The 12289-nt window shown below is 65.9% G+C and carries 8 protein-coding genes; 6 read left to right on the top strand and 2 right to left on the bottom strand.

The genetic code is table 11. The features are described from left to right. Window positions 1–58 precede the first annotated feature (58 nt). The 6 genes from TQ98_RS22260 (at window position 59) to TQ98_RS22235 (ending at window position 9077) form a co-directional block, all read left to right on the top strand. Window positions 59–1078, top strand: coding sequence for an AraC family transcriptional regulator (locus TQ98_RS22260; RefSeq protein WP_044873555.1), 1020 nt, complete (start codon window positions 59–61; stop codon window positions 1076–1078). Between the two features lie 48 nt (window positions 1079–1126). Next, a complete protein-coding gene (locus TQ98_RS22255; protein WP_044873556.1) occupies window positions 1127–1768 on the top strand; it encodes an MBL fold metallo-hydrolase in 642 nt (213 codons plus the stop codon). A 79-nt stretch (window positions 1769–1847) separates the two neighbouring features. Then, on the top strand, window positions 1848–2552 hold the full coding sequence (locus TQ98_RS22250) for an OmpA family protein (protein WP_044873557.1): 705 nt from the start codon (window positions 1848–1850) through the stop codon (window positions 2550–2552). Between the two features lie 198 nt (window positions 2553–2750). Next, a complete protein-coding gene (locus tag TQ98_RS22245) occupies window positions 2751–6479 on the top strand; it encodes a response regulator (RefSeq protein WP_044873558.1) in 3729 nt (1242 codons plus the stop codon). Further along, complete coding sequence (locus TQ98_RS22240) at window positions 6460–8622, top strand: EAL domain-containing protein (RefSeq protein WP_044873559.1); 2163 nt, start codon at window positions 6460–6462, stop codon at window positions 8620–8622. Before TQ98_RS22245 ends, TQ98_RS22240 begins: the two co-directional genes overlap by 20 nt. Before the next feature lie 140 nt (window positions 8623–8762). Beyond that, window positions 8763–9077 carry an EthD family reductase gene (locus TQ98_RS22235; protein ID WP_044873560.1) on the top strand — a complete coding sequence of 105 codons (315 nt, stop codon included), beginning with the start codon at window positions 8763–8765 and terminating at the stop codon, window positions 9075–9077. A gap of 49 nt (window positions 9078–9126) precedes the next feature. On the opposite strand, the gene TQ98_RS22230 is transcribed toward TQ98_RS22235, so the two are convergent. Both TQ98_RS22230 and pta read right to left on the bottom strand, forming a co-directional pair. Next, complete coding sequence (locus TQ98_RS22230; RefSeq protein WP_044873561.1) at window positions 9127–10032, bottom strand: acyltransferase; 906 nt, start codon at window positions 10030–10032, stop codon at window positions 9127–9129. 219 nt (window positions 10033–10251) lie between these two features. Then, window positions 10252–12288 carry a phosphate acetyltransferase gene (pta, locus tag TQ98_RS22225; RefSeq protein WP_044873562.1) on the bottom strand — a complete coding sequence of 679 codons (2037 nt, stop codon included), beginning with the start codon at window positions 12286–12288 and terminating at the stop codon, window positions 10252–10254. Window position 12289: the final 1 nt, after the last annotated feature.

Here is a 12289-nt window from a genome sequence, read left to right as displayed (position 1 = left end):
GTTATCTTCTGCCAACCTTCGGGTCATATCCGGCCACCGACCAGAACAAGACATCACTATGAAGCATCCCCTGACGTTCTCCGCCGAACTGGTGCCCATCGCCTACGCCGAAGCCTTGCTCGACCTGGCCGGGGAGCTGGGTGTGGCACGGGAAACGCTGTTCTCCAGCGCCAGGATCAGGCCGGAAATCCTCGGCAATCCGAACGGCCGGATTTCCTTCCTCGACTTCAACCAGCTGGCCGGCGCGGCTTTGCAATTGTGTCGCGAACCGGCCCTGGGTCTGATCCTTGGCCAGCGACTGAACGTCTCTACCCACGGCATCCTCGGCTACGCGGTGCTCTCCAGCGCCAACCTGGGCCGCGCCTTGCAGTTCGCCATGAAGTACTACCGCGTGCTGGGTCTGGCCTATGAGCTGGAGCTGGTGGAGCAGGGCGACTGCCTGCAACTGCGTGCCACCGAATCCTTCCCCATGGGGCCGTTGGGGCGGTTCGCCGGTGAAGGGCTGCTGGCGAGTTTTTTCAGCATCGCCCGATTCCTGGTGGGAGAGGACCTGCGCGGCCAGCAGGTGGGCTTCGCCCATGCGGCGCCGGGTTATGCGGCGCGCTACGGCGAGGTGTTCGGCGTGGCGGTCCAGTTCGACCAGCCCTGCCACTGGCTGAGCCTGCCCAAGGCCTACCTGGACCGCCCCATGGCCCTGGCCAACCCCGCCACGGCGCAGATGTGCGAGCAGCAATGCGAGGCCCTGCTGGCCAGCCTGGACGTCCAGGACGCTCTGCTCACCCGCGTGCGCCGCTTGCTACTGGCGCGCCCCGGCGACTTTCCCGACCTCGATGGCGCCGCCCGCGCCCTGTACACCAGTGGCCGCAGCCTGCGCCGGCACCTGGCGGCCATGGGGACGAGTTATCAACAGGTGCTCGATGAAGTGCGCAAGGGCCTGGCCCTGCAGTACCTCAGCACCACCCAATTGCCCTTGTTCGAGATCGCCAGCCTGCTGGGCTTCAGCGACCCCTCGAACTTCCGCCGTGCCTTCCGCAAATGGACGGGCAGGCTGCCGAGCGATTATCGTGCCGGGCCGTGATACCCATTCGCCGAGCGCCGTAGAGCGCAGCCGTACCGGAGATGCCCGATGACCCAGTCCACCGCCCTGATCCGCGAAACCTTCCCCGTCGGCCCGTTGCAGTGCAACTGCACCCTGATCGGCGATCCGGTCAGCAAGAAGGCCATCGTCGTCGATCCGGGCGGCAATCATGAACAGATCCTGGCGCGCCTGGAGGCCCACGGCCTGAAACTGGTGAGCATCATCCACACCCATGCCCACCTGGATCACTTCCTGGCCTCCGGTGAACTGAAGAAGGCCACCGGCGCCACCCTGCATCTGCATAAGGAAGACCAGTTCCTCTGGGACAACCTGGAAATGCAGTGCCGCATGTTCGGCGTGCCCTACAAGCCGGTCCCCGCGCCGGACCAGTGGCTGGCCGACGATGAGGAACTGGCCTGCGGCTGCGGCGTGGCCCTGCACACACCGGGTCATACCCCGGGCTCCATGAGCTTCTGGTTCCCCCAGGCCAAGTTGCTGATCGCCGGCGACACCCTGTTCCGCCGCGGTATTGGCCGCACCGATCTCTGGGGCGGCGACTACAACACCATCGAGCGCTCCATCAAGCAGCGCCTCTACAGCCTGGACGAGGAGGCCACCGTGGTCACCGGCCACGGCCCGGATACCCGTCTCGGTGACGAGATGCGGGAAAATCCGTTCGTCCGTGCCTGAACCACGGAATTTCTACACCCATTGATGTCTAATTGCGCGCAGCCATATCGGCTGAACGATTTCTCAGGAGTAAAAGTCCATGTTCACCCCGCGTCGCCTGATCATCGCCGCTACCGCCTTCGCCATGCTGTCGGGTTGTGCTGCTCAGAATCCCTACAACCAACAGGGTGAAGTCCAGGCTCCCGCCGAGGGCGGCATGAGCAAGACCGCCAAGTACGGTGCGCTGGGCGCCCTGGCGGGCGCCGTAGCGGGTGCTGCGATCAACCACGACAACCGTGGCAAGGGTGCGCTGATCGGCGCCGCCGTGGCGGGCGCCGCCAGTGCGGGCTACGGCTACTACGTCGACAAGCAGGAAGCGGAGCTGCGTCGCAGCATGGAAGGCACCGGCGTGCAGGTGCAGCGCCAGGGCGACAACATCAACCTGATCATGCCCGGCAACATCACCTTTGCCACCAACTCGGCTGACATCGCCAGCAACTTCTACACCCCGCTGAACAACCTGGCGACTTCGTTCAAGCAGTACGACCAGAACAACATCGAAGTGGTTGGCCACACCGACAGCACCGGCAGCCACCAGTACAACATGAACCTGTCGCAGCAGCGCGCCCAGAGCGTGGCCAACTACCTGATGGCGCAGGGCGTCAACGGCACCCGCGTATCTTCCCGTGGCATGGGCCCGGACCAGCCGGTTGCCAGCAACGCCAACGAGGCGGGTCGTTCCCAGAACCGCCGCGTGGAGATCAAGCTGACCCCCATCCCCGGCGCCCAGGCTCCGCAGCAGTAATAATCGCGCTCCACCCCGTACGAGGCCCGCATCTGCGGGCCTCGTCGTTTCTGCCGCTCGTCGTGCGATTACTGGCGCAACGCCAGTTGCCATATTCCTGACTAGACTGCGATGCAAGGCTCCGCTGAGCGCAGCCTAAACCGTAGATTCGCGCCCCCCAGAGGTGCGTGTGCGGCCACGGAGCGGACAGGAGACGGCATGGACGATCGAAATTCCCCCCTTTACCGGAAGTACTTTTTGCCACTGCTGGTGACCGTGGCGCTGATGGTCGTGCTCGGCGGCCTGGTGATCTGGCAATGGCTGGCCCTGGAAGCCCGCAATCGCGCCGAGTACGAGCAGCGCTTCAACATCGAGGCGCAGGAAATCGCCCAGCGCGTCAGCAACCGGATGCGCGCCTACGAAATGGTGTTGCGCGGCATGGCCGGCCTGATGGTCGGCAGCACGTCCGTGTCGGCCGAGGAATGGGCCCGCGCCGCCGACCAGTTGCAGTTGCAGGACCGTTACCCCGGCATCCAGGCGCTGGCTTGGGCGCCTTATCTGAAGCATGCGGAGCTCAGTGAGTTCGTCAGTGATATCTGGGAGCAGGGCCGCCGCGAGTTCCGTGTCTTCCCTTCGGACGCGCGGGAAGAGTACGTGGTGGTGCAGTACAGCAGTCCGATGGACTGGCGCAATCGCCGTACCCTGGGTTTCGACATGCTCACCGAGGAAGTGCGCCGGCAGGCCATCAACCTTGCCCGGGATAGCGGCGAGGCCAGTCTCACCGGCCCGGTCAGGCTCAGGCAGGAAACCGACCAGAAAGCGCAGACTGGCCTGCTGCTCTACATGCCGGTGTACCGTCCGGATGCACCCAGCAGCACCACCGAAGAGCGCCACACCGCGTTGCTGGGCATGGTGTGCGGCGCCTTCCGCTTGAACGATCTGATGGAAGGCATCCTGGGCTCCCAGAGCAGCCTCTACAGCATCGACCTCAAAGACCAGGGCAACCCCGAAGCGCCCATGCTGCAAGGCTCCGAAGGCGCCCGCCAGCCGCGCTTCCACCGAGTCGTGGAGATTAAGTTGTTCGGCCGCACCTGGGCTCTGGGGGTGGCCAGCACGGCCGAATACGAGGCCATGCAGAGCAACAACCGGCTCACCTTCAGCCTCTGGACCGGCCTGTCCGCCGCGCTGCTGCTGTCGCTGCTGGTGGGGGGCTTCCTCTACCAGCGGGAACGTCAGCTGTTCCACAGCCGGTCCGCCGGCGCTGAACTGGCCGAGCGGGAGGAGCGCTTCCGTCTGCTGCTGCAGCACCTGCCGGTCGCCACCCTGACCTGTGACCATGACGGCCGCATCGAAATGGCCAATGCCCGCGCCGGGGAACTGTTTGGCTGTGCGACGGACAGCCTGGTGGGCCAGCGCCTGCGCCGCTTCCTGCCGGATCTGGTGGACCTGCCGCAACAGGAGGCCAGGCAGGAGCCGGCCGAATTGACGGAGGTCCAGGCTGTGCAGGAAGACGGCTCGCGGACGGCCGTGGCCTTCAGCCTGAGCACCTTCAACCACGGCACTGACCAGCGCTACCTGCTCAACCTGGTGGACCTGCAGGCGCGCAAGACCGCCGAGGAGCGCTTCCGCCTGGTGGTGGAAGCCTCGCCCAATGCCATCGTGCTGGTGGATACCCACGGGCGGATCGCCATGGTCAACCGCCAGACCGAGCAGCTGTTCGGCTACGGCCGCCAGGAACTGCTCGGATCGACGGTGGAGATGCTTCTGCCCGAGGCCCTGCGTGAGGCCCATGTGGCCCTGCGCGAAGGCTTCCAGGACAAGCCCGAACAACGGCGCATGGGGAGCAACCGCGAGCTGTTCGGTCAGCATCGCGACGGCCAGATGATTCCCCTGGAAGTCGGCCTGTCACCCATCCGCAGCGGTCGCGATTTGCTGGTGCAGGCGGTGATCATCGACATCAGCGAGCGCAGGGCGGCGGAGCAACGGCTGCGCGAACAGACCGAGCAGCTGATGCTCGCCAACCGCTACAAGTCCGAATTCCTCGCCAACATGTCCCACGAACTGCGCACGCCGCTGAACAGCATCCTGATTCTCAGCGACCAGCTGCGGCAGAACATGGTGGGGAACCTCACCGAGAAACAGACGCGCCACGCCGATATCGTCCACCGCGCCGGCAGCGACCTGCTCCAGCTGATCAACGATGTGCTCGACCTGGCGAAGGTCGAAGCCGGACGCATGCAGCTCAAGCTGGAGCCGCTGAACGTCCAGGACATGCTCGCCGAGCTGGATGGCAGCCTGCGCCCCATGGCCGAGATCAAGGGCCTGCGCCTGTCGACCCACGTCCAGGCTGGCGTGCCGCGCGTTATCCACAGCGACCGGGTACGCCTGCATCAGATCCTTCGCAACTTGCTGTCCAACGCGCTCAAGTTCACCGAGCAGGGTGAGGTGGAGCTGGCCGTCGAGCTGGACCCGACGGCGGCCACCGACGAGCGCGAGGTGTTGCGCTTCGTGGTTCGCGACACCGGTATCGGCATTCCCGAGGACCAGCACGAACGCATCTTCCAGGCCTTCCAGCAGATCGACGGCTCGACCAGCCGGCGCTTCGGCGGCACCGGCCTCGGCCTCGCCATCACTCGCCAGCTGGTACTCGCGCTGGATGGCGATATCAGCCTGGAAAGCGTGCCGGGGCGGGGCTCGCGCTTTATCGTCCGGCTGCCGGTGGCGGTGGCCGCCAACCAGCCGAAGGACGACGACCCGCCCGCGCAGCCTGTGCGCGGCGGTCAGGGGCCGGCGGTGCTGATCGTCGAGGACGACGTCAACTTCGCCTCGGTCATCGCCGAAGAGGCTCAGGCCCACGGCTTCTCCAGCGTCCATTGCCGCAGTGGCAAGCAGGCCATCGGCCTGCTGCAGAGCGAGCGTTTCGCCGCGGTCATTCTCGACATCCTGCTGCCGGACATCAGCGGCTGGCAGATCTACCGGCGCCTGCGTAGCCACGCGAACCACCGCACCACGCCGGTGAACATCCTCTCCTGCGTGCCCCAGCCCCAGGACTGGAACGAGGACGAGACCCGCTACCTGGTCAAACCCATCGCCCGTGAAGACCTGGAGCAGGTGTTCCAGGACCTGGAAGGCGGCAACCCGCCGCAGGCGCGCAAGCTGCTGCTGGTCGAGGATGTGGAAGTGGAGCGCGAGCACTACCGCGAGCACCTGGAGCAGCTGGGGTTCGACGTGGTGGCCAGCCCCAGCGGCGAGAGCGCCCGCAAGGCGTACGCGGAGAATGATTTCTCGGCCCTGGTGATCGACCTCGACCTGCCCGACCAGGATGGCTTCGAGCTGCTCGACAGCCTCGACCGCGAACGACCGCTGGACGGCTCGCGGGTGGTCATCAATACCGGCGTCGACGTCAACCAGCAGAACCTGCAGCGCCTGCGCCGCTATTCGGCCGTGGTAGTCCGCAAGGCCGGTGAGGATCTCGGCAATCTCAGCTCGGCGGTCCAGGGCTTCCTTGCCGCGGTGCGTCAGCCCGATGCCGTTGTGCTGGGGGACCCGCTGGAAGGCAGCCGCGTGCTGCTGGTGGATGACGACGTGCGCAATATCTACGCCCTCAGTTCCCTGCTCGACGAAGCAGGGCTGAAAGTCACTGCTGCCCGCGACGGCCTGGAGGCCATCGACTGCTTCCAGCGCGAACCCTTCGACCTGATCCTGATGGACATGGCCATGCCCAATATGGACGGCTACACCGCCACCCGGGTCCTCAAGCAGGACCACGGCTGTGGCATCCCCGTCATCGCCTTGACTGCCCACGCCATGAAGGGCGACCGGGAGAAATGCATCACCGCTGGCGCCGACGACTACCTGGCCAAGCCCGTGAGTCGCCAGGAGTTGCTGGACATGCTCTACCGCTGGCTGGAACAACCGGGAGGTCGCCATGGCGCGCCTGCAGCTTAAGGAGGCCCCTGTGGCCAATGTCTTGCTGGTGGTGGACGACCGCCATGAAAACCTCGTCGCCATGGAGGCGCTGCTGGACGACGGCGAATGGCAGGTGCACACCGTGGACTCGGGGGAGGCCGCGCTGAAATGCATGCTGGAGGAAGAGGTCGGGCTGGTGCTGCTGGACGTGCAGATGCCTCGCATGGACGGCTTCGAGGTGGCCCGGCTGATGCGCAGCAGCCCGCTGACCCGCTACACGCCGATCATCTTCATCTCCGCCATCGCCCACACCCAGGACGCTGTGCTGCACGGTTACTCTTCCGGTGCGGTGGACTTCATCCTCAAACCCTTCGACCCCCAGGTGCTGCGTCACAAGATCCAGTCCCTGCTGTCCCACGAACGCAACCGCCGTGACCTGTTGCAGCTCAGCCAGCAACTGGACAGCGCCCGCGCCTTCAATGCCTCGGTACTGGAGAACGCCGCCGAGGGCATCCTGGTGGTGGGCGAGGACGGCATCATCAGCTTCGCCAACCCGGCCATGGCGCAGATGCTCCTGGGCTCGGTGGATGACCTGCTGGGAAAACCATTGCTGAGCCTGATCGCCCACCCGGAGATGAGTGGCGAGTGGAAGCTGTCGGATTTCTACCGCCACTGGCGGCAGAACGAGACCTACCGTCTCCACGACGCCAGCCTCAAGACCATGAGCGGCGAGCGCCTGCCGGTGGCGCTGTCGTCCTCGCCGCTGCCGCGCCTGCAGCGCTCCATGGTGGTCATCGCCCTGGACATGTCGGTGGTGCGCCAGCTCCATGCGCAGCTCGAGTCCCAGGCCATCACGGACGCACTGACCGGGCTGCTCAATCGCCGGGGTTTCCACCAGGCCCTGGAGGCCTCCCTGGCGCGCATCGAGCGCAACGGCAAGCGCATGGCGGTGCTTTACCTGGACCTGGACGGTTTCAAGCTGATCAACGATTCCCTCGGTCATGAGGCAGGCGACCGCGTGCTGCGGCGGGTGGCGGAGCAACTGAAGAACTGCCTGCGCCCGTACGACATCCTCGCGCGCATGGGCGGCGATGAGTTCACCGCGCTGCTGGATACGCTTGATCATCCGGAGGACGCGGCGCGGGTAGCGGAAAAGCTGATCGAGCTGGTTTCGGTGCGTCATCGCATCGAGGGGATCGACGTCACCCTCGGCGCCAGCGTCGGCATCGCCTGCTTCCCCGAGTGCGGGCAGAGCGTCGACGGCCTGCTGCGGGCGGCGGACATCGCCATGTACGAGGCCAAGCGCGCCGGCCGCCAGCAGTACCGCTTCTACTCGCCGGAAATGAACGGTCGCGCCCGTTCCCGGCTGATGCTGGAAGAAAGCCTGCGCAACGCCATCGAGCAGAACGACTTCCACCTGGTCTACCAGCCCCAGGTCCACATGGAAACCGGCCGCCTGCGTGGCTTCGAGGCCTTGCTGCGCTGGGAGCACCGGGTTGCCGGCACCGTGGCGCCCAACGTCTTCATTCCATTGCTGGAGGAGACCCGCCTGATCAACCGCCTGGGCGACTGGGTGCTGCGGGAGGGGGCCAGGCAGTGCAGCACCTGGCGCCCGGCCTTCGGCGATAACCTGATCGTCAGCCTCAACGTCAGCCCGGTGCAGTTCAGCATGCCGCAGTTGGTGGACGACCTGCGCCGGGTGCTGGGGGATTTCAGCATGCGGCCCGAGCAGCTGGAGGTGGAGGTCACGGAAAGCGCCCTGATGCAGGACCTGGAGCTGACCCGCGAACAGCTCAGGCAACTGCGCGAGTTGGGCGTGCGAATCGCCATCGACGATTTCGGCACCGGTTATTCGTCCCTCGCCTACCTGCGCCATTTCGAGCTGGACACCCTGAAGATCGACCGCCTGTTCATCGCCAACATGCTGGAGTCGCGGCGCGACGCCGCGGTGGTCAGCACCATCATCGACCTCAGCCGTCACCTGGGCCTGGAAGTCATCGCCGAAGGGGTGGAAACCCTGGCCCAGCGGGACTGGCTGCTGGAGCACGGCTGCAGCTACATGCAGGGCTTCCTGGTATCCCCAGGGCTGCCCGTGGCCAAGGCCGAGGCCTTTTCGCGGGTGGTGGACTGGAACGCGCTGCAAAGCGTCAAGGAAGTCCTCGATCCCAGCCCCTCCCCCTGACCAGGAGAGGGGCCCCAGCCAGGCCGGACAGGCGCTCAGGGGGCGGGTTGCCATCACGCACACCCCGATCTCCAGGCCTACACTTCACCTGTCGGGGCATCCGGGACAACGCCCCCGGCACATCGCGATAAGGAGGTTTCATGTACTGCTTTGTTGTGGCGTATCCCAACGCGCCGGGCGCCAAGTTCGATTTCACCTACTACTGCGAGGAGCACATTCCACTCCTGACCCGCCTGATCGGCGAAAACCTGGTGAAAGTTGAAGTGCGCAAGGGCCTGGCCGCGGCCGATGGCGCAGTGGCGCCCTTCATTTGCATGGCCAACCTATGGGTGCTGTCGGTGGAGGAACTGCGCAGCACGCTGGAACTCAACGGCGATGAGATCAGCGCCGATATCCCCAACTACACCAACCTGGCGCCGCTGCTCCAGGTGGATGAGGTGCTACAGACGGCCTAGAAACCCAAAAGAAAAAGCCCGCCGATCGGCGGGCTTTTCATTGTCCGGCTCAGGCCGGCGGGAACTGCTGGTGCAGCTGCGCCAGCTGCGTGTCCTTGGCTTCCCACAGACGATTCACCCACTGCTGGAACGCCAGGCGGTACTGCTCCTCTTGGTCGTAGTTGCGGCCGACGAACTCCTGGGGGATCTCCAGCTTCTCGATACGCACCACCACCTGACGCAGTTGGCCGGACAGCAGGGCCCAGAAGCTGGGGTTGCCGTCGGGATAGTGGATGGTGACGTTGACCAGCGAATCCAGCTGTTCGCCCATGGCGTCCAGCACGAAGGCGATGCCGCCGGCCTTGGGCTTGAGCAGGTGCTGGAAGGGCGACCCCTGTTGGTCATGCTTGGCGCGGGTGAAACGGGTGCCTTCGAGGAAGTTGAAGATGCCCACTGGGTTGTCGCGGAACTTGGCGCAGGTGCGACGGGTGGTTTCCAGGTCCTTGCCTTTCTTCTCCGGGTACTTGGCGAGGTAGGCCTTGGAGTAGCGCTTCATGAAGGGGAAATCCAGCGCCCACCAGCACAGGCCGATCACCGGAACCCAGATCAGCTCCTGCTTGAGGAAGAAGCGCAGCAGGCGGGTACGGCGATTGAGCAGGAATTGCAGCACCAGGATGTCCACCCAGCTCTGGTGGTTGCTGGTGACCAGGTAGCTGTGCTGGTAGTCCAGCCCCTCCAGGCCTTGCACGTCCCACCGGGTGTCGCGCACCAGGCGCATCCACCGCTTGTTGCAGCCGATCCAGCCTTCGGCGATCGCGGCCGGAGCCCAGTTCAGCAAGCCCTTGGTGGCACGGAACGGCAGCAGCACCTTCAGCAGGGTGATCGCGAACAGCGGGATGCACCAGAACAGGGTGTTGAGGGCCAGCAGCAGCGCCGCCAGGACGCCACGCAGGGGGGCGGGAATAAAGCTGAGCATGGAAGGGATGGAGCCTCACCGTGGGGTGGTCATGGCCACCTCGTTATGGATCGGGCCCGCTGCGTTCCCTGGCTACGGGCAGAATGGTGGCAAGGTTAACGGTTGTTCACTGGACTGCAAGCGAGAAGGGTGACCGGGTGGTCAGGGTGGCTCGTTGGCGCAGGGGCCGGGGCTCCATTGTGGGGGCGAATCTATTCGCCCCCACAGAAGGCAGGCAGGTCAGCCCTCGTTGCCGCACGCCGCCTGGATCGCCGTCAGGGCGATGGTGTGGATGATGTCGTCCACCAGGACGTTACGCGGCAGGTCATTCACCGGCTTGCGCAGGCCCTGCAGCATCAGGCCGCCGCTGACCACATAGCTGTCCTGCTGGGCGTCCTTGTAGGCCGCATCGCCGGTGGCGAGGTCGGGGAACACGATCACCGTGGTGCGACCGTCCCGGGCAACGCCGGAATAGGGCAGGGGGCCGTCGACGGGCAGATCGGGGCGGGCGGCGCGCACCAGGCGGATGGCTTCCTGGACCTTGGCCTGTTCCTCGGCACTGCCCGAATCGCTGATCAGCGCCACGTGCGGGACGATCCCCAGGGCCTCAGCGGAGTCGGCGCTCTGCAGGGCGATTTCCGCCAGGTCGCTGGCATCGGGATTGGGGTTCACCGCGCAGTCGCCATAGACCACCACCTGCTCGGGCATGAGCATCAGGTAGACCGAGGAGGCGATGCGATAGCCGGGGGCCGATTTGATCAGCTGCAGGGCCGGGCGAATGGTGTTGGCGGTGGTGTGGATGGCGCCGGAAACCAGGCCGTCCACTTCATCCAGGGCCAGCATCATGGTCCCCAGCACCACGTTGTCCTCCAACTGGGCGGTGGCCATGGGGGCGTTCAGGCTCTTGCTCTGGCGCAGTTCGACCATGGGCTGCACATAGCGCTCGCGAATCAGGTCCGGGTCGAGGATTTCCAGGCCCTCGGGCAGCTCGATGCCCTGGGCGCGGGCCATGGCGTGCACCTCATCCGGCTTGGCCAGCAACACGCAATGGGCGATACCTCGGGCCTGGCAGGCAGCTGCGGCCTGAAGGGTGCGCGGCTCGCCGCCTTCGGGCAGGACGATACGCTTGCCGGCCTGCTGAGCCTGCTGGATCAGGCGGTGACGGAAGGCCGGCGGCGACAGGCGCTGGGTGGCGCTGGGGGCGCCGCAACGGGCGCGCAGCCAGTCGAGGTCGAGATTGCGGGCGACGAACTCGGTGACCTTCTCCGCGCGCTCGCGGTCGTCCACCGGGATTTCCTTGTTCATCCGGTTCAGGTTGGTGGCGGTGTCGTAGGTGCCGGTGGCCACCCCCAGCACCGGCAGGCCGCCCTGCAAGGCACCGCGGCAGAGTTCCAGGGTGCGCGGGTCGGGCTGGATGTCGCTGGACAGCAGCAGGCCCGCCAGGGGCACGCCGTTCATGGAGGCCAGGCTGGCGGCGAGGATGATGTCGTCACGGTCGCCCGGGGTCACCACCAGCACGCCGGGTTTCAGCTGCTGCACGGTGTTGGGCACGGTGCGCGCGCAGACCACGATCTTCTGCACGCGGCGCTGGTCGTAGTCGCCGGCGTTGATCACCTGGGCCTGCAGCAGGTCGGCCACGTCACGGGTACGCGGCGCGTTCAGCTCGTCCAGCCAGGGCACGCTGCCGAGCACGCGGAAATCATTGCCCCGCAGCAGTGGCGATTGTTCCTTGAGGCGGCGGACGAAATCGTCGTCGCGCACCTTGTTGAGGATCACCCCGAGCACCTTGGGATCGCGGGGGCCACCGAACTGCTGGGCCTGGATTTCCAGGCGGTCGGACAGCTCGGACAGGCTCTCGTCCTCCGGCGCCGAGACCAGGATCACGTCGGCGTCGAGGCTCTTGGCCAGATGGAAGTTGATCCGCGCGGCATAGCTGGCGTGGCGGGTGGGGACCATGCCTTCGACAATCACCACGTCCTTGCCTTGGGCGGCGTGGTGGAAGAGACCGGTGATCTCCTCCAGCAGCTCGTCCAACTGGCCGTCGGCGAGCATCCGTTCCACGTGGGACTGGGCCAGTGGCATGGGCGGTTTCAGGCCGTGGGTGCGGGCCACCAGTTCGGTGGAGCGCTCAGGGCCGAGATCGCCGGGGTGGGGTTGGGCCACGGGCTTGAGGAAACCGACCTGCAGGCCGGCCAGTTCAAGGGCGCGCACCAGGCCCAGGCTGGTGGAAGTGAGGCCGACGCCGAAGCCGGTCGGGGCGATGAAAAAGCAGTGCATG

Origin of the sequence: Pseudomonas sp. LFM046 (genome assembly GCF_000949385.2) — a bacterium.
GTDB lineage: Bacteria > Pseudomonadota > Gammaproteobacteria > Pseudomonadales > Pseudomonadaceae > Metapseudomonas.
This window is presented reverse-complemented; position numbering and strand designations above follow the sequence as displayed.